Here is an 18,872-nt window from a genome sequence, read left to right as displayed (position 1 = left end):
CCGCCCGCGGCCGGCGCGGCGGCACCATCCGGATCGACGGCGAGGCGGTGGCGATCGACGGCCCGGCCACGGCCAAGCGCCACGGCCTGGCGCTGGTGACCGAGGACCGCAAGGTCACCGGCCTGCTGCTCGGCGCCTCGATCCGCGACAACCTGGCCCTGCCCTCGCTCTCCATGCTCGCCCGGCTCGGCCTGCGCCGCTTCGGGCGGGAGGCGGAGCTGGCGCGCGGCACCATCGGCCGCCTCGGCGTGCGCTGCACCGGGCCGCAGCAGCCGGCCGGGCGCCTGTCCGGCGGCAATCAGCAGAAGGTGGTGATCGGCAAGTGGCTGGCCACCGCGCCGCGCGTGCTGCTGCTGGACGAGCCGACCCGCGGCATCGATGTCGGCGCCAAGAAGGAGATCTACGACCTGGTCTTCGCCCTGGCCGATCAGGGCATCGCCATCCTCCTCGTCTCCTCCGAGCTGCCGGAGCTGCTGCTGCTCGCCGACCGCGTCCTGGTGATGTGCGAGGGCCGGCAGACCGGCCTGCTGTCCCGCGCCGAGGCCGACCAGGAGGCGATCATGGAGCTCGCCTCTCCCCGTTCCCTCCGTCCCGCCCCGATCCTGTCCGAGGCCCTGTCATGACCGTGCTGCGCCTGCTGTCCCGCACCAAGCTGTACTGGGGCCTGCTGGTCATCCTGCTGATCGGCATCGCCTTCTCGCCGGTCAGCGGCAGCGGCCGCAACATTTTCCTGTCCTATGGCAACCTGACCGACGTGCTGCGCCAGGTGTCGATCACCGGCTTGGTCGCCGTCGGCATGACCGTGGTGATCCTGATCGCCGGCATCGACCTGTCGGTCGGGTCGGTGATGGCCTTCGGCACGGTGCTGAGCGCGACGCTGCTGACCCAGGATGGCTGGACCAGCTCGGCCGGCGTCGCCGTGCCGGCGGCGATCCTGGTCGCCTTCTTCGCCGTCTTCCTGCTGGTCCGCTTCCTCGGCCGTGGGCTGCGCCACACCGAGGGGCCGGTCGGCGCCCGCCGGCGGCACACTCGCGACCCGCTGCGCGACGGCTGGATCCCCGGCGCAGCCGGCCTGGCCCTGGCGGCGCTGGTGGCCGCCTGGCTGGTGCCGCAGGTCGGCACCAAATTCGGCGTCCCGGCCCTGCTGGTGGCGGTGCCCTGCGCCGGGCTGATGGTCGGCGCGGTCAGCGGCGCCATCATCGTCGCCGGCCGGCTGCAGCCCTTCATCGTCACCCTGGCGATGATGGTCGGCATGCTGGGCCTGTCGCGCCTGACCGCGGGGCAGGACAGCGCCGTGCTGCCGGTCTATGCCGGCACCAACGCCACCGAGGATATCGAGCTGCTGCGCAGCATGCTGTGGGGCGTGCTGCCGGTGCCCGGCCTGTTCTTCCTGGCCGCGGTCGCGATCTTCGCGGTGCTGCTGCGCCTGACCGTGTTCGGCCGCTACGTCTACGCCATCGGCGGCAATGAGGAGGCGGCGCGCCTGTCCGGCATCCCGGTCGACCGGGTGAAGATCGCCGCCTATGCCTTCTCCGGCATGCTCGCGACCCTGGCCGGCATCCTCTATGTCGCCCAGTACCGCCAGGGCAAGCCGGATGCCGGGGCGGGGCTGGAGCTGGACGCCATTGCCGCGGTGGTGATCGGCGGCACCAGCCTGATGGGCGGCCGCGGCGCCCTGGCCGGCACGCTGGTCGGCGTCCTGATCTTCGGGCTGCTGTCGAACATCCTGCAGCTCCACAACATCAACTCCAACCTGCAGCTGGTGTTCAAGGGGGCGATCATCATCGTCACCGTGCTGCTGCAGGAGCGCAACCTGGCCGATCTGCTGGCGCCGTTCCGCACGGCGCGCACAGCCCGGCGGGACCCCGCCGCCCGGATCGAGGCGACGGGCCAACAAGGATCCTCGCTGATCCATCGGGAAGGAACGCAACCATGAACCGTCGCGATCTTCTGAAATCGACCGCGCTGGCGCTGGGCGCCGGCGTCACCCTGCACCTGCCCGCCGGCTGGACCCCGGCCCGCGCCGCCGACAAGAAGTGGCGGATCGGCTTCTCCCAGGCCACGACGCTGGAGCCGTGGCGGGTGCAGTTCAACAAGGACATCAAGGCCGAGGCCGAGAAGCACCCGGAGGTGGAGCTGCTGATCGCCGACGCCGAGGACAAGACCGAGAAGCAGGTCGCCGATGTCGAGAACTTCATCCGGCAGGAGGTCGATGCCCTGCTGATCTCGCCGAAGGAATCGGCCGGGCTGACCGGGGTGGTGGACAAGGCGATCGACGCCAAGATCCCGGTCTTCGTGCTGGACCGCAACGTCGATACCAAGCGCTACACCCAGTTCATCGGCGGCGACAACGTCGTCATCGGCAAGGCGGTCGGCGACTTCGTGGTCAAGACGCTGGGCGGCCCAGGCAAGGCCGCGGGCAACATCGTCGAGATCTGGGGCGGCCTCGGCACCCAGCCGGCGCATGACCGGTCGGACGGCTTCCACGCCGTCGCCGACCAGGAGAAGGGCCTGAAGTTCCTGCTCGACAAGCAGTCGGCCGACTGGAAGCAGAACCTGGCCTACGACATCATGACCACGGCGCTGCGCAACTTCGAGAAGATCGACCTGGTCTATGGCCACAACGACCCGATGGCCTATGGCGCCTATCTCGCCGCCAAGGATGCGGGCCGGGAGAAGGAGATCAAGTTCGTCGGCGTCGACGGCCTGCCGAACGAGGGCGTGGTCTGGGTCAACAAGGGCGAGCTGGCGGCGACCTTCCTCTACCCCACCCCCGGCGCCGAGGGCCTGCGCCAGGCGGTGAAGCTGCTGAAGGGCGAGAAGGTCGAGAAGACGATCGTCCTGCCGACCATGACCATCACCAAGGAGAACGCGCCGGAGATCCTGAAGCAGAACGGGCTGATGTAAGCCGCGGTCTTTGGGACCGGCTTTCCGCCTTTTCCGTCATGGCGAGGCGCAGAGCGCCGTGGCCATCCAGGAGTCGTTGCCCCGGATGGCCACGCCCCTGCGGGGCTCGCCATGACGGATACCGTTTGGCCACGGGAAGTGATTGATAAAAGAAGTGTAAATCTTTATCTGATTTTTGATTGCAATTCCCCAAAGACAAACTCGACATTTAGACTTATCTTAAATATTCCATTCTTAGGATTATTTGACACACGATGTGTTGACCGAAATCGAGGCGCACCGGCCACGGATTTCAGAGCCGGTCCGACTGGATCTTCCCAGCCGTCGCTGGTGTCCGCGACACGAGCAGGACGAACGGCCATGAAACACAAATTCTACCTGGTGGCGTGCCTGCTTCTGGCCGCCTGTGGCAACGTTCCCAGCAGCCGGGCGCCGCTGATCACCGAAGGGCCGCTGACCGAGGTGCCCTATCCCGGCACGGTCATCCCGGGCGTCACGCCGCCGCCGATGCCCCGGGTGGCGGCGATGCCCGAACCGTCGCCGCCCGATGCGGTGGCCGAGGTCGGCGCCGGGCCGGCCTGCCGGTCGGATCGGCTGGCACCGACCCAGCGCGCGATCTGCGGGTCGCCGACCGCGCTGTGGCTGGACCGGCAGCTCGACGGCATCCAGGGCTGGAAGATCGCCGGGCCGGCCGCGGTCGGCGGGGCCGAGACCGATGCCATGCGAAAGGCCGTGCGCCGCTGGGTCGAGCAGTGCGGCGCCGACATCGCCTGCATCCAGTCGCGGCAGTTCGGCATGCTGCGCACCTTGACGGCCGCGATCGACGGGGCGCGATGGGGCGGCCGCTACGACAGCCCCTATTGGACCATGTATGTGCTGCCGGCACAGTATGTCGGCGAGGTCAATGTCTTCCTGACCCTCGACCACAACGGCCGGGAATGCGCGCTGGCGCTGACCGGCGTCCGCCAGGACCTGCATGACCGCTTTCCGCTGCCCGACCTGCGCGACGGGGCGATCGGCGGCAGCGACCGGCTCTATCTCGCCGATCCGGACAACCCCTCGGCGTTGATCCGTTTCACCCGCGTCGGTTCCAAGGTTTGGATCAACCGCGACGGCCGGACCCCGGCGATGGACCGGCAGTGCCGGGCCGGGGCGATCTATGGCGAGTACCGCAAGGACGACCCGAAGAAGCCGGTGGTCAGCTATCTCGGCGCGCCTGGGCTGGAGCCGCTGCCGCCGCACATCATGGTGCCGGGGGCGTGAGCACCGCATTCGCAGAGCCGAGGGTCGTCCGCCAGATCATGTGGCCATGATCGCTTCGACCCCGGCGACGGCGATTTTCAACCCGTCCTCCGCTGCCATGGATTCGCCGAGCGCTTTCGCACGCTGCCTTGCCTCCGCACTCTCGGCGAACGCGATGCCATGCGCCAATCGGGAGGCGCTGAGCTGCTTGCCAGGCACGGCCGGCGGCGCCACCCCGATCCGCGTGAGGCGGTCGGCCCAGAAGAACTGGTCGCCGGCGAAGGGTACAGGGACGGACGGCACGCCGGCCCGTGCCGCCGAATGCGTCGTCCCGGAGCCGCAATGGTGGATCACCAGGGACATGCGTGGGAACAGCCAGCTGTGCGGCGTATCACCGATCGCCAGGAAATTGGCCGGGAGACGCGCGACGTCGATGCCGCTCCACCCCGCATGGAAAACGGCCCGGCGCCCGGCGACCGCGTCGATAACCGCCCTGGTGATCGCATCGCGATCGAAGCCGAGCATGCTGCCGAAACCGACATAAAGAGGCGGTTCCCCGGCCGCGAGGAAGTCGAGCAGCTGCGGCGACGGTGACCAGCACGGCGAAGGCAGGGTCCATTGACCGCAGATAAGCGCGTTGGCCGGCCAGTCCGGCGGGCGCGGCAGCAGGCTGGGCGAAACGCCGTACAGCATGGGATGCCTGGTCCATAGCTCCCGCCGGGGCGGCAGCCCGCCAACGGCGGCGCGGGCAGCATTCGTCGCGCCACGGAAGGACCGCCACAGCATGGCATTGACCAGGTGATGACTGGCCCGATGGAGGAAGCGGGGCACGATCCCGGGCGGAAGGAAGGGTGATGGGAACGCGGCCGTCGGCGAGATCGGGATGAGGCCGGCCCCGATCGCCTTCACGCCGAGATGCTCCGCCGCCGAAAGCCCGATGAAGGCGGCAAGGCCTGAGACGATGATCGCGTCGCACCCGCGCCCGCTGTCGACCACCGTCCGCATCCAGGCCTCGGCATTCGTGTTCGCGATGCGCGACAGGGCTTTCACGGTGTGGGTGACCCGGCGTCCTCCGGCCACGGCGGCGGAGATCGCGTCGCCCGATCGCAGGGTTCCCCGTATATCGCCGGCGAGCGCGACGGCTGGAACGCCCAGGGCCAGGGCGGTGCCGAGAGTGGCGTTGTCGGCCATCAGCATGGATTCGTGACCGGCGTCCATGAGCGCCCGGCATAGCGCCGCGAGGGGACGGGCATCACCCTCCGTCCCGTAAGTCACGACGAGAAACTTCATGTCTATGCCGCCGCCCCCGCCAGGAAGAAATCGAGCGCCTGCGCGAGTTCCTTCTCCAGCGATATCCCGGCGTCGCCGAGCCAGGTCATCACCGCGCACAGGTAGAGAAAGTGCAGGTAGCGGGCGAACTGCCCCGCCGGCGCGTCGCGTCGAATCTCGCCGGCGTCCTGTGCGTCGGTGATCAATCGCACGTAAGCGACGACCATGTCGGACGAAGCCTCTCCGTCTTCCGCCCGTCCGACGCCCTGGAAGCGATACCGGATATAGGGCGCGGCGAGCTGGCGGTGAGCATCCCACCAGCGGGCCGACGCCTGGAACAGTTCGGCCAGGCGGGAAGCGAAGCCGGTGCGCGAGAGCACGCCGTGCATGAGCGGCACCAGATCGCGCCCCAGTTCCGCATGCATCGAGTGCGCCAGCACTGCTTCCTTGACCGGAAAGTGATTGTACAGCGTGCCCCGCGCCACGTCGGCCTCGGCCGCAATCTGCTCCATTGAGACGGCCTCGTATCCATGACGCTCGAACAGCGCATGGGCGGTCGCGGCGATGTGGTCGCGCGTCTGCTTCCGCTTCCGCGATAGCCGGTCCGGACCGGTCATGACTGCACTCACATAAATGGACATCGTCTAATAATGAACAATGTCCATTTATAGTCAAGCTGTCCGGTCAGGCCTCTCGGCGTCGCGCTACCCCGGCGCGGGGCCGGTACCGGTCGCGGCGATCGCGGCGGCGGCCACCGCCGGGTCGGCCTCGCCGCCGTCATGGCTGCGCACGACCACGTCGCGCCGGGCCAGATGGATGCCGGCAGCGTCGAACTCCTCGAGGATGCGCTGGTACAGCTGGCGCCGGATCATGAACTGCTCGCCCGGCCGGGCCATGAACTTGACGCCGACCACCATGTTGAACTCCTCGAACCGGCGCACGCCCTGCGACTTGGGCGGGTCGATCAGATGCGGGCCTAGCGTCGGGTCGGCGGCGATCTCGGCGCCGATTTTCTTCACGATCTTCTTGACCTGGTCGACATTGGTGTCGAAAGGCACCCGGAACTCCAGCTTCATCACCACCCAGTCGCGGCTGAGATTGGTCATCGCCCGGGCCTCGCCGAACGGCACGGTCTGCAGCGCGCCGCGCTGGTGGCGCAGCTTGAGCGAACGGATCGAGATCGCCTCGACCGTGCCCTTGAGGCTGCCGATCTCGACATACTCGCCGACCCGGAACGCGTCCTCGAGCAGGAAGAACACGCCGGAGACGATGTCCTTCACCAGGGTCTGGGCGCCGAAGCCGATGGCCAGGCCGATCACGCCGGCGCCGGCCAGCAGCGGCCCGATATCGATGCCCAGCGACGACAGCACCACCAGCACCGCCACCGTGGCCAGGGTGACGAAATAGGCGTTGCGAAACAGCGGCAACAGGGTGCGTAGGCGCGCCTGCCGGGTGGCGTCGGTCGCCGACATCGACGTGGTCGAGCGGCTGAGATGATGGTCGATCAGCGCCCGGCCGAGATGCCACAGCAGGTCGACCACGATCAGCGTCAGCACGATGCGCAGGGCGGCGCGCAGCGCCATCGCCCCCGGCTCCTCCGCCGCCATCATCGCATGCATGGAATCGACGCCCCAGCGCTGCGCCAGGAAGGCCAACGCGCCGAGGATCACCAGCGCCTGGGCCGTGCGCTCCACCAGCATCGCCAGCGGCCTGTCCTTGCCCTCGACCGAATCCGGCGACGCCACCGACCGCGCCGCCTCGCGGATCTGGCGCAGGCCCCAGGGCAGCAGCGCCAGGACGAAGATGGTGATCGCGGCACGGGCCGCGCCGAGCGCGACCAGCACCGCCGCCGCCGCCATCGCCGCCGTCACCACCCAGCGCCCGAGATCGTGCTTGACGCCCTCGCCATCCGCCCAGGCCCGGCGGACCCAGGTGAAGGCGACGACCAGGGCCAGCACCACGAAGGAGGTCAGCTCGCGGATCAGCAGCGCCGCATCCTCCGGCGCGTCCAGCCGGCGCATCAGCCGGGCCAGGAAGACGCCGCCGATCATCACGGTCGGGATCGCGATCAGCCAGCCCATGATGGCCGGGATCGCCGCTTCCGGCGCCGCGACCAGGCGCAGATCCGGCCGGCCTGGGGCGAGGCCGAGCCGCAGCACCGACCGCGCCAGCCGGGCGACCAGGACGATGGCGAGCAGCGCCAGCACCAGGTGCTGGAAGCCGCGCGGCCAGGTGAAGATCAGGAAGATGCCGAGGCTGCCGACGGCGAAGGCGACCACCGCGCCAACGGCGAAGACCAGGCGGGCGGCGAAGACGGCGAGATGCTCGCCGACCCCGGCGCCCGGCGTGTGGATCAGCCGGCCGCGGATCGAGGCGGTCAGGCGCCGGAACAGCCATTCGGCCAGAATGCCGGTGCCGACGAAGCCGCCGACCGCGAGGACCAGGCCGAGCACGCCGAGTTCGGCCAGCGCCGCGCCGATCCGGGCGCCGACCGCGGCCAGGATGCCCGGCAGGCCGCGCAGGGTCTCGACATACCAGTGCAGCTTGCTGCGGGTCTGCATCCGCATCATGTCGATCTCGTCCATGCCGGGCGGCGGGGCCGCGGCGGCTGGCGTCGCAGGCGGCTGCGCCTGCTTCTGCGCCAGCCAGGCCTGCACCTCGGGATTGCGCAGCAGGTCGAGCAGCTGCTGGACGGAAGCCGGCGGAGGCTGCTCCACCGTCGCCGGCGCGGCCGGCGGGGCCTGCTGCGCCCAGGCCGTTCCCCCGGCCAGGACCAGCATCGCGATCATCACACCCCAGAGCCAGCGCATCCGCCCCTCCCCGTCCCCCTGCGCGCATGCTGTCGCGCCGCGCGGCCGGTGGCAACGGGCGTCACGTGGTGGCGCGCTAGCGCGTGCCGCGAGCCAGGCGCCGCTCCAGCGCCGTTGCCGCCAGGGCGATCGGATAGCACAGGACGAAGTAGAACAGCGCGACGAAGCCGTATGTCCGGGCGGAGTCGAAGGTGGCGTTGACGATGATGGTGCCGGCCTTGGTCAGCTCGACGAAGCCGATCACCGAGGCCAGCGCCGTGCCCTTCACCACCTGCACCAGGAAGCCGACGGTGGGCGCGATGGCGACGCGCAGCGCCTGCGGCAGGATCACCAGCCGCAGCTGCTGCGGCCAGGTCAGGGCCAGGGCCCGCGCCGCCTCCCACTGGCCGCGCGGCACGCTTTCGACCGCGCCGCGCCAGATCTCGGACAGGAAGGCGGCGGCGTACAGGGTCAGCGCCACCGCCGCGGCGGCCAGCGGCGGCAGGTCCAGCCCGACCAGCGCCAGGCCGAAGAAGCACAGGAACAGCTGGATCAGGAGCGGCGTGCCCTGGAACAGCTGGACGTAGAGTCCGGTTGCCCGCCGGGCCCAGCGCCGGCCGGACAGGCGCAGCAGCAGCAGGCCGGCGCCGAGCAGGAAGCCGCCGAGGAAGGCGATCAGGCTCAGCGCCACGGTCCAGCGCGCCGCCAGCAGCAGGTTGCGCAGGATGTCCCAGGTGGTGAAGCCGGTCATGCGATCCCCTGCCGGTGGCGGAACAACCGGCGGCCGACCCGGTCCGACAGCCGGCGCAGGACGATGGCGAGGACGAGGTAGATCGCCCCGACCACGAGATAGGTCTCGAAGCTGAGGAAGGTGCGGGACTGGATGAAGCTGCCGGCGAAGGCCAGGTCGCGCACCGCGATCTGCGACACCACCGAGGACCCGAGCATGATGATGACGAACTGGCCGGTGAGGGACGGATACACCTTCTCCAGCGCCGGGATCAGCACCACCAGCCGGAAGGTGCGCCAGCGCGACAGGCCCAGGCTGGCCCCGGCCTCCCACAGCCCGCGGCCGACGCCGTCGAGGCCGGCGCGCACGATCTCGGTGGCGTAGCCGCCGAGATTGACGATCATCGCCAGCAGCGCCGCCTCGATGCTGCCGAGCTTGACCCCCAGCCGCGGCAGGCCGAAGAACACGAAGAACAGCTGGATGATGAAGGGCGTGTTGCGGATCAGCTCGACATAGGCGCCGACCACGAACCGCACCGGCAGCCGGCCCGAGCGGCGGCCGAGTGCGCCGAGCACGCCCAGCGCCAGCCCGCCGGCGATGGCGATGAGCGTGAGCAGGATGGTCAGGCCGATCCCCTGCAGGATCAGCCCGCCATAGCCGAGCAGGTCGGCGAAGCGGAAGGTCAAGCCCGGGTCAGACCGGCAGGTCGCCCGGCAGCGCCGCGCCGAGCCACTTCTTGCTGATCGCGTCCAGCCGGCCGTCCTGCTTCGCCGCGGCGATGATGGCGTTGACCCTGGCCAGCAGCTTCGACTCGCCCTTGTTCAGGCCGATGAAGCAGGGCGACTGGCTGAGGATGAATTTCGGTTCCGGCCGCACCGCCGGGTCGCGCGCCAGGATTGCGGCGGCGACGACATTGCCGGTGGCGATCAGCTCGGTCTGGCCTGACAGGAAGGCGGCGATGGTGGTGTTGTTGTCCTCGAACCGCTCGATATCGGCATCGGCCGGCGCGATCTTGGAGATCGCCAGGTCCTCCAGCGCGCCGCGGGTGACGCCGACGGTCTTGCCCGCCAGGTCCTCGGCCTTGGCCACGGTGGAGTCGGCCGGGCCGAACACGCCGGAGAAGAACGGCGCATAAGCGCTGGTGAAGTCGATCACCTTCTCACGCTCCGCGTTCTTGCCGAGGCTGGAGATGATCAGGTCGACCTTGTGGGTCTGCAGATAGGGCAGCCGGTTTGCACTGGTCACGGGCACCAGCTCGACTGCCACGCCCAAATCCTGGGCAATCAGATTGGCCATGTCGATGTCGTAGCCCTGCGGCTGCAGGTCGGGACCGGCCGAGCCGAAGGGCGGGAAATCCTGCGGCACGGCGATGCGGATCACCTTGGCCGCCAGCACGTCGTCCAGCGCCTCGGCCGCCGCCGGCCGCACCGCGCCGGCCAGCCCGATCGCGACCGCCAGGCCGCAGAGCAGCCCCATTCCCCAGTTCCGCAACGCCATCCCGTGCCCCATGCCAAGCGGCGCGACCGCCGCGCCGTCGGGACGGGATCAGCAAGCGGCATGCCACAGGGCCGGTGCAACAGACGGCAACAAATCGTTACGCCCCCGGCATTGTCCCGGCCGGCCGGGGGCGCTAGGCAGAGACGGGATCCACAACCGAGGCCGGTCATTGACCACGCTCCTCTTCATCCTCGCCTTCCTGTGCCCGCCGCTGGCCGTCTATCTCGACATCGGCGCGGGGGACGAGCTGCGGCTGAACATCATCCTGACCATCCTGGGCTGGATCCCCGGCATCATCCACGCCCTCTATATCCTCTCGATCCACCCACCCCATTGAGAGACCGTCTGCAAATGCTACTGGCGCGGCCGTCTGACGGCGGCGTCTCCGCTTCCGGTGCTCACGGACTTTAACGTCCGCTGCGCGCCGGGTCTCGACGCCACCGCCAGCCGACTCACGCCAGCGCATTTCCAAACGGTCTCTGACGCCGCTGGATCACTCCGCCGCCTCAGCCGGCTGCAGCGCCGGCTCGGCCCGGGCCGGGCGCGACAGGAAGCCGAACACCACGGCGGCGGTGACCACGGTGATCGCGGCCAGGACGAAGCACAGGCCGTGGAAGGCGTCGCCATAGGCCCGGACCAGCAGCGCCGGACCAGCCTGCGGCAGCGCCGCCGCGGCCTGCGCCAGATCGCCCATCGCCAGGCGCTGCGAGGCCAGGGTCAGCGCCGCCGGATCGGCCGGGCCGAGGATGGATCCCAACCCGGACCGCGACAGCCCGGCCAGGATGGCGCCGACCACGGCGAGCGCGATGCCTTCCCCCGCCACCCGCGTGGTGCTGAAGATGCCGGCGGCCATGCCCGCACGCTCCTTCGGCACGACGCTGACCGCCAGCGCGTCCATCAGCCCCCAGGGCAGGCTGATGCCGAGGCCGATGACGAAGAGCGCCGGCACCATCGCCGCGCCGGGGAGGCCCGGCGGCACCTGGGCCAGCCAGACCAGCCCGGCGGCGGCGACCAGCAGCCCGGCGCCGCACAGGGCGCCGGCGGAGACCCAGCGGGTCAGCAGCGCCGCCAGCATCGGCACCACCAGCATCGGGCCGCACAGCGCCATCATCATCCAGCCGGCGCCCAGCCCGCCCCAGCCCTCGATGCCGACGAAGCGCAGCGGCAGCAGGATCAGCAGCACGACGAAGGAATAGGCCGGGGCCGCGGCCAGCAGCTGGACGCCGACGAAGCGCGGGAAGCGGAACAGCGACAGGTCCAGCATCGGCCGCGCCACCCGCGTCTCGATCGCGACGAAGCCGGCGCCCAGCGCCACGGCGCCGGCCAGCAGGCCGATCACCCAGGGGCTGCCCCAGCCCTGCTCCGGCGCCAGCAGCACGGCGTAGGTCAGCAGCGACAGGGCGGCGGTGAAGCTGGCGGCGCCCGGCCAGTCGAGGCCGACGGCGCCCGGGTCGCGGGATTCGCGCATGAAGCGCCAGCCGGCGGCGAAGGCGATAGCAGCCAGCAGCGCGGTGCCGAGGAAGATCGCCTGCCAGCCCGCGGCCTCGACCAGCCAGCCGGACAGCAGAGGGCCGAAGGCCAGGCCGATGCCGAAGGTGGTGCCGATCAGGCTGAAGGCGCGGGTGCGGGCCGCCCCGTCGAACTCCTGCGCCAGGGCGGCGAGGCCGGCGGAGAAGGCGGCGGCCCCGGCCGCGCCCTGCGCCGCGCGCAGCAGGTCGAGCCACAGCAGGTCGCGCACCACGGCCAGGGCCAGGGAGGAGGCCAGGAACACCAGCTGGCCGATCAGGAACAGCCGCTTGCGGCCGAAGCTGTCGGCCAGGGCGCCGGCAATCATCAGCGTGCTGCCGAAGCACAGCATGAAGGCGTTGGTGATCCAGTTCATCGCGATCGGGTCGCCGCCCAGCGACCGGGCGATCGCCGGCATGGCCACGGCCGGGCCGGTGAAGTTGAACGGCAGGGCCAGCAGCGACAGGCACACGGCGGCCAGCACCAGCAGGCTCTCCGTCCGGCTGGGGCCGGCGGAGGGCGCGGGTGCCATGGCCGCGGAATCGGAGGTCCGAGGCATGGGCGACTCGTTGGTGACGGGAGGCCGCCTTGACCGGCGGCTTCCATCAGAGATAATCCCGCCGTAATGTTGGGCCAATCGGCAGAAATTCCGCTCTGTCCGGAAAATCATTCTGCAATGATGCTGCCATGGACAATCTGAACGGCCTCGCCGCCTTCGTCCGCGCCGCCGAGACGCGCAGCTTCGTCGCCGCCGGCCGCGAGCTCGGTCTTACCGCCTCGGCGGTGGGCAAGGCGGTGGCGAAGCTGGAGGAGCGGCTGGGCGCCCGGCTGCTCCAGCGCAGCACCCGGCGGATCAGCCTGACCGCCGAGGGCGCGCTGTTCTATGAGCGCTGCCAGCGGATCCTCGGCGACGTCGCCGATGCGGAGGCGGAGTTGCAGCGCGCCCTGGATGCGCCGCGCGGCCGGCTGCGGGTCAGCATGCCGCTGGCGACGCACCGGCTGATGGTGCCGCTGCTGCCGGAATTCGCGCGGCTGTATCCCGAGATCGAGCTGGATCTCGACTTCAACGACCGCATCGTCGACGTGATCGAGGCTGGGCTGGACGTGGTGATGCGCAGCGGCGCGCTGGGCGATTCCCGCCTGATGTCGCGGCGCGTCGGGCCGTTCCGCTTCCGTGTCGTCGGCTCACCCGACTATCTCGCCCGGCACGGCGCGCCGCAGCGGCCGGCCGACCTCGAGCATCATGCCTGCCTGCGCTACAAGTTCCCGACCAGCGGCACGATGATGGAGTGGGCGTTGCGGGCCGAGCCGGGAACACCGCCCTGGCGCACGCCGGCGACCCTGGTCGCCAACAGCACCGACGCGCTGCTGGCCGCGGCGATCCGCGGTCTCGGCCTGCTGTACACGGCGGATTTCGTCGTCGCAGAGGCGCTGGAGGCTGGCAGCCTGCAGACCGTGCTGGACGACTATCAGCCCCCGCCCGGCATGTTCTGGGCGCTGTGGCCGTCCAGCCGGCAGCTGTCGCCGAAGGTGCGGGTGTTCGTCGACTTCCTGTGCACCCGGCTGATCCCGTCCGGAAATGCTACTGGTGCGGCCGTCTGACGGCGGACTCGAAGCTTCCGGTGCTCACGCACCAGATGTGCGCTGCGCTCCGGTTCTCGAAACCACTGCCAGCCGACTCACACCAGCGCATTTCCAGGCGGTCTCCGAGCCGGTGCCTTCGGGCTACAGCATGAAATCGGCCGCGACCAGGGCGATATCGCCGGTGAGCACGATGTGGAAGTCGGTGACGCGGTCGCCGTTGACGTCGCCGGCGATGGTGGTGTCGGGGCCGTTGAAGGCGAAGCGCAGTTGGCCGGCCACGCCGGTGTAGAGCCCGGTGCCGATGAAGGTGAAGGCCTGGTTGCCGGCGGCCAGGGTGTTGGCGTCGACCGCCGCCAAGTCGATCCGGTCACCCTCGGCCCGGTTGAAATCGGCGATCCGGTCGGCATTGGCCCCGACCGCGCTGTGCCCGGCGGCGGCGAGGCCGAAGCGGTCCGCCCCGGCGCCGCCGATGAAGGTGTCGATGCCGGCGCTGCCGATCAGCCGGTCGTCGCCGGCCCCGCCGGAGAGGGTGAGGCCGATCCGCCCGGCCGCCACCGCCGCGGCATTGACCAGGTCGTTGCCGTCGCCGGTGCCGATCGTCAGGCGGTCGATCGTTTCGGTGTGCTGGACCACAACCGTTGCGGCCAGCCCGCCGATGCCGACATCCGTGCCCGAGGAGGAGAGCGAGACCGTGTCGGCGCCAGCGGTGCCGTCCACGGTCACCGCATCGGCCGCACCGTCGCCAGCCGTCGGGATGGTGCCGGCGAGATCGATGCCGACGCGGGTGATGTCGGTGCCCGTCAGGTCGTGCACCGCGACCGTGTCGGCGCCGCCCAGCACCTTGATCTGGATACGCTCGATGTCGTTCATATCCAGAGTGACGGAGCCGACGTCACGGGCGAACAGGACCCGTCCGCCATTGGCCGCGATGCCGAAGATCTCGTTGGCGGCAGACCCGACGAAGCTCAGATCGTCGGTGCCGGCCTGGCCCTCGACCGTGTCGCTGCCGTCGCCCGGGGCCCAGGCGAAGGTATCATTGCCGGCGCCCAGCAAGGCGACATCGTTGCCGCGGCCGCCGACCACCAGATCGTCGCCATCGCCGCCCAGCAGCAGGTCGGCCCCGGCGCCGCCGAAGAGCACGTCGTTGCCGGTGCCGCCATCGAAGGTCAGGGCCATCGATGCCGTCGCCAGCGGCCGGGCGTCGATCCGGTCGTTGCCGTCCAGGCCGTTGATCACGATGCTGTCGATGGCTTCGGCATGGTCGACCACCAGTTGGGCCGCCAGGCCCGTCGCCACCACCGCGGTGCCGGACTGGATCAGCGTCACGGTGTTGCCGCCCGCCGAGCCGTTCGCGGTCGCCACATCCGCCTGGCCGTCGCCGGTGCCGAAGCCCTGCACGCCCTCCAGATCCACCGTCACCCGGGTTACATCGGTGCCGGTCAGGTCGTTAACGGTGATGCGGTCGGCGCCGCCCAGGGCATGGAATTCGACGCGCTCGACATCGTTGAGGTCCATGACGATGCTGGCGACGTCACGGGTGAACAGCGCCCGTCCGCCATTGGCCGAGATGGCGATGGTCTCGCTGATGTTCGCGCCGGCGAAATCGAGCGTGTCGGTGCCGGCCTGGCCTTCGACGATGTCGCTGCCATCGCCCGGCGACCAGCCGAACACGTCGTCCCCCGCCCCCAGCAGGGCCGTGTCGTTGCCAGTGCCGCCCCGCACGATGTCGGCACCGGCGCTGCCGAAGACCACGTCGGCGCCGGCGCCGCCGAGCAGGGTCAAGCCGATCCGCCCGGCCGGCAGCGCCGAGGCGTCGATCACGTCGTCGCCGGCCTGCGCCTGGATGGTCAGCCGGTCCAGCGCCGCATCGGCATGCTGGATCGAGACCGAGGCCGGCAGCCCGTTGACGGCGACGACGGCGGTCGACGCGGCCAGGGTGACCACGTCATTCCCGGCGGTGCCGTCCACGGCCACCGTATCGGCGGCGCCGTCGCCGGCTGCCGGATCGGTCCCCGCCAGGTCGATGCCGACCCGGGTGATGCCGGTGCCGGTCAGGTCATGCACCGCGACCGTGTCGGCGCCGCCCAGCGCCTTGAGCTGGATGCGCTCGACATCGTTCAGATCGAGAGTGACGGAGCCGACGTCGCGGGCGAACAGGACCCGCCCGCCATTGGCCGCGATGTTGAAGGTCTCGCTGGCGGCCGACCCGACAAAGCTCAGATCGTCCGTGCCGGCCTGGCCCTCGATGGTGTCACTGCCATCGCCCGGCACCCAGGCGAAGGTGTCGTTGCCGGCGCCGAGGAGGGCGACGTCGTTGCCGCGGCCGCCAACCACGATGTCGTCGCCATCGCCGCCGAGCAGAACATCGGCCCCTGCGCCGCCGAAGAGCATGTCGTTGCCCGCGCCGCCGTCGAAGGTCAGCAGCACCGGTGCCGTCGCCAGCAGCCGGGCGTCGATCCGGTCGTTGCCGTCCAGGCCGTTGATCACGACCTGGTCGATGGTCTCGGCGTGATCGACCAAGAGTTGCGCCGCGAGGCCGGTCGCCACCACCGCCGTGCCGGACAGGCTCAGGGTCACGGTCTCGCCGGCGGCGGAGCCGTTGGCGGTCACCACATCCGCCTGGCCGTCGCCGGCCCCGCCGCTCAGCACGCCTTCCAGATCGACCGTCACCCGGGCCAGGCCGGTGCCGGTCTGGTCGTTGACGGTGACCCGGTCGGCCCCGCCCAGAGCGTGGAATTCGATCCGCTCGATGCCGTTCAGGTCCTGGACGATCGAGGCGACGTCGCGCGTGAACAGCACCCGCCCGCCATTGGCCGAGATGTTGATGACCTCGCTGATATTCGCGCCGGCGAAGTCGAGCGTATCGGTGCCGGCCTGGCCTTCGACCACATCGCTGCCGTCGCCGGGGGACCATAGGAAGGTGTCGTCCCCCGTGCCCAGAAGGGCCGTGTCGTTGCCGCGGCCGCCCGCAACGATGTCGTTGCCGCCGCCGGAGGAGATCACATCGGCCTCGTCCGAGGGCCGCGGCTGGCCGGAGGCCGTCACGGTGGGCGACACGAAGGTGGGGGTGATGGTTTCTGCGGCATCGGTGCCGGTGAAGACGGACATGATCTGAAATCCCCATCCGGAAGCAGTGGGCCGCAGGACCACCCTTCCGATCAATCGCGGTTACCGATATCGCGGCGCCGACGGAAACCATGGGCCGGGCGTCGCTTCAATATAGCATGCATTCGAGTCGAATGCCCCGAGAGGGGCGCGGCCAGGCGCCCGGGGTTCGGCCCGGACGCCCGATCCCGCGGGTTACAGCACGAAATCCGCGGCGGTCAGCGTGATGTTGCCGATCAGCGCGATGTGGAAGTCGGAAACGCCGTCCCCGTTGATGTCGCCGGCGATCGTGGTGGTGGTCGGCGAGGTGAAGGCGAAGCGCAGCTCGCCAGCGTGATGGGTGTAGCCGCCGGAGCCGATGAAGGTGAAGGCCTGATCCCCCGCCACGCCCGCATTGGCGTCGATCGCCGACAGGTCGATCCTGTCGCCCTGGGCGTGGCTGAAATCGAGGATCTGGTCGGCGCCGCCGCCGACCACGCTGTCCGCCGCCGAGGAGAAGACGAACCGGTCCGCCCCGCCCCCGCCGGTCATCGCGTCGGTACCGGCCCCGCCGTTCAGGACGTCGGCCGCGGCGCCACCGACGAGCTTGTCGGTGCCGGCCCCACCCAGCTCGACCAGACTGACCCGCCCGGCCGCGACCGCGCCGGCGTGGATCACGTCGTCGCCGGCGCCGGCATCGATCGTCAGCACGTCGCCCGCTTCCGTGCTGTGCACCACGACCGTCGCCTGCAGGCCGCCGACGACGATCGCTCCGGCGGGGGAGGAGACCGAGATCTTGTCGGTTCCCGCCGTGCCCTCGACCGCCACCGAATCGATCGCGCCGTCGCCGGTCGTCCCGCCCGCCGTCGCGGCCAGGTCGATGTCGATGCGGGTGGTGTCGGTCCCGGTCAGGTCGTGGATCGTGACCTTGTCGGTGCCGCCCAGCGCGCTGAACTGGATGCGCTCGACATCGTTCATATCCATGTTCACGGCGGCGACGTCGCGGAAGAAGGTCGTCCGCCCGTGATTGGCCGAGATGTCGATCGTCTCGTTCGCGGCCGCCCCCAGGAAGGCCATGGTATCGATGCCGAGGCCGCCCTCGATGGTATCGCTGCCGTCGCCCGGCGCCCAGGCGAAGGTGTCGTCCCCGGCGCCGAGGAGAGCGACGTCGTCGCCCTTGCCGCCGACCACGAGATCGTTGCCGGCGCCGCCGAGCAGCAGATCCGCCCCGGCGCTTCCGATCAGCGCGTCATTGCCCTCGCCGCCATCGAGGGTCAGCGTCATCGACGATGGCAGCAGGCCGGCGTCGATCCGGTCGTTGCCGCCCAGCCCGTTGACGGTCAGATGGTCGCCCGCATCGAAATGGCTGATCGTCGTCTCCGCCGCCAGCCCGGCCACATGAACGGTCGCGTCCGCGCCGGTGCCGGTCAGCGACAGCTTGATCACGTCGTTGGCGGCGACGCCCGCGGTGGGGCCGGCGCCGTTGACGACCACCGTGTCCTCCACGCCGTCGCCCGTGGTGCCGTCATGCACGCCGGCCAGGTCGATCTCGACCTGCTTGACCGCGGTGCCGGCCAGGCTGTTGACGGTGACCAGGTCCGACCCGCCGAGCGCCTCGAACTCGATGGTCTCGACATTGGTCAGCGTCATCTGGACCGAGGCGACATCGCGGAAGAAGATCGCCTTGCCGGCATTGGCGAAGATCTGGATGTTCTCGTCGGCATTGGCGCCGTCGAAATCGAGGGTGTCGAGGCCGGCGCCGCCGTCGACCGTGTCGCTGCCGTCGCCCGGGACCCAGCCGAACTCGTCGTCGCCGTCGCCGAGATTGGCGATGTCGTCGCCCTTGTTGCCGTTGACGACGTCGTTGCCGCCGAGGGCGTTGATGATGTCGATGCCGTCCGAGCCCTCGATATGGTCGGCGCCGTTGGTGCCGTTGATGGTGGCCATGGTGTCGTTTCCCCTTCGTCAGGGCGGCCGGCGGCCGCCGTTGCTTGTCTCGCCGGGACAAGATGCCGGGCGACGGGGGACGCTGCGTGTTACCGGGGTCACCCGGGCGGGCGGATGTGCTCCAATCAGCGGAGTCGAATGAAGGAGTCGCGGCCATGCTGAAGCGGATCGAGGCCGGGGTGCTGGACGTCGCCTATGAGGAGAGCGGCGACCCGTCCGGCTGGCCGGCGGTGCTGCTGCACGGGTTTCCCTACGACATCCGCAGCTATGACGAGGTGGCGCCGCGGCTCGCCGCGCAGGGCGCCCGGGTGATCGTA

15 protein-coding genes are annotated in these 18,872 nt (G+C 70.2%); 6 read left to right on the top strand and 9 right to left on the bottom strand.

Going from position 1 to position 18,872, the window contains the following annotated elements:
* From ABDW35_RS12900 to ABDW35_RS12885, 4 genes are all read left to right on the top strand, one after another.
* The coding region (locus tag ABDW35_RS12900) for an ATP-binding cassette domain-containing protein (protein ID WP_343714273.1) at nt 1–623 on the top strand (623 nt) is incomplete at its 5' end.
* A complete protein-coding gene (locus tag ABDW35_RS12895) occupies nt 620–1,936 on the top strand; it encodes an ABC transporter permease (protein ID WP_343714272.1) in 1,317 nt (438 codons plus the stop codon). The genes ABDW35_RS12900 and ABDW35_RS12895, both read left to right, overlap by 4 nt.
* Nucleotides 1,933–2,907 (top strand): substrate-binding domain-containing protein, encoded by a 975-nt coding sequence (locus tag ABDW35_RS12890; protein WP_343714271.1) that lies wholly within the window; start codon nt 1,933–1,935, stop codon nt 2,905–2,907. The genes ABDW35_RS12895 and ABDW35_RS12890 overlap by 4 nt, the downstream gene beginning before the upstream one ends.
* A 360-nt stretch (nt 2,908–3,267) precedes the next feature.
* The gene (locus tag ABDW35_RS12885; RefSeq protein WP_343714270.1) at nt 3,268–4,170 is read left to right on the top strand and encodes a hypothetical protein; all 903 of its coding nucleotides are present in this window, start codon (nt 3,268–3,270) and stop codon (nt 4,168–4,170) included.
* 36 nt (nt 4,171–4,206) lie between these two features.
* Here ABDW35_RS12885 and ABDW35_RS12880 read toward each other — a convergent pair whose 3' ends face one another.
* From ABDW35_RS12880 to ABDW35_RS12855, 6 genes are all read right to left on the bottom strand, one after another.
* Nucleotides 4,207–5,439, bottom strand: a complete 1,233-nt coding sequence (locus ABDW35_RS12880) for a glycosyltransferase (protein ID WP_343714269.1) — start codon at nt 5,437–5,439, stop codon at nt 4,207–4,209.
* Between the two features lie 2 nt (nt 5,440–5,441).
* The gene (locus ABDW35_RS12875; RefSeq protein WP_343714268.1) at nt 5,442–6,035 is read right to left on the bottom strand and encodes a helix-turn-helix domain-containing protein; all 594 of its coding nucleotides are present in this window, start codon (nt 6,033–6,035) and stop codon (nt 5,442–5,444) included.
* An 87-nt stretch (nt 6,036–6,122) separates the two neighbouring features.
* Complete coding sequence (locus ABDW35_RS12870; protein WP_343714267.1) at nt 6,123–8,228, bottom strand: mechanosensitive ion channel family protein; 2,106 nt, start codon at nt 8,226–8,228, stop codon at nt 6,123–6,125.
* A gap of 76 nt (nt 8,229–8,304) precedes the next feature.
* Nucleotides 8,305–8,958 carry an amino acid ABC transporter permease gene (locus ABDW35_RS12865; RefSeq protein ID WP_343714266.1) on the bottom strand — a complete coding sequence of 218 codons (654 nt, stop codon included), beginning with the start codon at nt 8,956–8,958 and terminating at the stop codon, nt 8,305–8,307.
* Nucleotides 8,955–9,623 carry an amino acid ABC transporter permease gene (locus ABDW35_RS12860; protein ID WP_343714265.1) on the bottom strand — a complete coding sequence of 223 codons (669 nt, stop codon included), beginning with the start codon at nt 9,621–9,623 and terminating at the stop codon, nt 8,955–8,957. The genes ABDW35_RS12865 and ABDW35_RS12860 overlap by 4 nt, the downstream gene beginning before the upstream one ends.
* A 7-nt stretch (nt 9,624–9,630) precedes the next feature.
* Complete coding sequence (locus tag ABDW35_RS12855) at nt 9,631–10,413, bottom strand: transporter substrate-binding domain-containing protein (RefSeq protein WP_343714264.1); 783 nt, start codon at nt 10,411–10,413, stop codon at nt 9,631–9,633.
* Nucleotides 10,414–10,603: 190 nt separating this feature from the next.
* Here ABDW35_RS12855 and ABDW35_RS12850 point away from each other — a divergent pair, with 190 nt between their 5' ends.
* Nucleotides 10,604–10,771: a YqaE/Pmp3 family membrane protein gene (locus ABDW35_RS12850; RefSeq protein ID WP_343714263.1), complete on the top strand. Its 168-nt coding sequence runs from the start codon at nt 10,604–10,606 to the stop codon at nt 10,769–10,771.
* Nucleotides 10,772–10,927: 156 nt separating this feature from the next.
* Here the strand turns inward: ABDW35_RS12850 and ABDW35_RS12845 are convergent, their stop codons facing one another.
* The gene (locus ABDW35_RS12845) at nt 10,928–12,472 is read right to left on the bottom strand and encodes an MFS transporter (RefSeq protein ID WP_343714262.1); all 1,545 of its coding nucleotides are present in this window, start codon (nt 12,470–12,472) and stop codon (nt 10,928–10,930) included.
* Between the two features lie 155 nt (nt 12,473–12,627).
* Between ABDW35_RS12845 and ABDW35_RS12840 the strand changes: the two genes are divergently transcribed.
* Entirely contained in the window at nt 12,628–13,542 is a 915-nt protein-coding gene (locus ABDW35_RS12840; RefSeq protein WP_343714261.1) for a LysR family transcriptional regulator, read from the top strand.
* Between the two features lie 123 nt (nt 13,543–13,665).
* Here the strand turns inward: ABDW35_RS12840 and ABDW35_RS12835 are convergent, their stop codons facing one another.
* Nucleotides 13,666–16,632, bottom strand: a complete 2,967-nt coding sequence (locus tag ABDW35_RS12835; RefSeq protein WP_343714260.1) for a hypothetical protein — start codon at nt 16,630–16,632, stop codon at nt 13,666–13,668.
* A 192-nt stretch (nt 16,633–16,824) separates the two neighbouring features.
* Entirely contained in the window at nt 16,825–18,555 is a 1,731-nt protein-coding gene (locus tag ABDW35_RS12830; protein WP_343714259.1) for a calcium-binding protein, read from the bottom strand.
* Nucleotides 18,556–18,872 lie beyond the last annotated feature (317 nt).

It is taken from the genome of Inquilinus sp., from assembly GCF_039594555.1.
GTDB lineage: Bacteria > Pseudomonadota > Alphaproteobacteria > DSM-16000 > Inquilinaceae > Inquilinus.
Note: the sequence above shows the minus strand (reverse complement) of the source record. Positions and strands in the feature narration are given on the sequence as shown.

Excerpts from the sequence above, each read along its gene's own strand:
- ABDW35_RS12885 (WP_343714270.1), top strand. The coding sequence starts at position 3,268 with ATGAAACACAAATTCTACCTGGTGGCGTGCCTGCTTCTGGCCGCCTGT.
- ABDW35_RS12845 (WP_343714262.1), bottom strand. The coding sequence starts at position 12,472 with ATGGCACCCGCGCCCTCCGCCGGCCCCAGCCGGACGGAGAGCCTGCTG.
- ABDW35_RS12865 (WP_343714266.1), bottom strand. The coding sequence starts at position 8,958 with ATGACCGGCTTCACCACCTGGGACATCCTGCGCAACCTGCTGCTGGCG.
- ABDW35_RS12880 (WP_343714269.1), bottom strand. The coding sequence starts at position 5,439 with ATGAAGTTTCTCGTCGTGACTTACGGGACGGAGGGTGATGCCCGTCCC.
- ABDW35_RS12835 (WP_343714260.1), bottom strand. The coding sequence starts at position 16,632 with ATGTCCGTCTTCACCGGCACCGATGCCGCAGAAACCATCACCCCCACC.
- ABDW35_RS12840 (WP_343714261.1), top strand. The coding sequence starts at position 12,628 with ATGGACAATCTGAACGGCCTCGCCGCCTTCGTCCGCGCCGCCGAGACG.
- ABDW35_RS12855 (WP_343714264.1), bottom strand. The coding sequence starts at position 10,413 with ATGGGGCTGCTCTGCGGCCTGGCGGTCGCGATCGGGCTGGCCGGCGCG.
- ABDW35_RS12890 (WP_343714271.1), top strand. The coding sequence starts at position 1,933 with ATGAACCGTCGCGATCTTCTGAAATCGACCGCGCTGGCGCTGGGCGCC.
- ABDW35_RS12870 (WP_343714267.1), bottom strand. The coding sequence starts at position 8,228 with ATGCGCTGGCTCTGGGGTGTGATGATCGCGATGCTGGTCCTGGCCGGG.
- ABDW35_RS12875 (WP_343714268.1), bottom strand. The coding sequence starts at position 6,035 with ATGACCGGTCCGGACCGGCTATCGCGGAAGCGGAAGCAGACGCGCGAC.
- ABDW35_RS12895 (WP_343714272.1), top strand. The coding sequence starts at position 620 with ATGACCGTGCTGCGCCTGCTGTCCCGCACCAAGCTGTACTGGGGCCTG.
- ABDW35_RS12830 (WP_343714259.1), bottom strand. The coding sequence starts at position 18,555 with ATGGCCACCATCAACGGCACCAACGGCGCCGACCATATCGAGGGCTCG.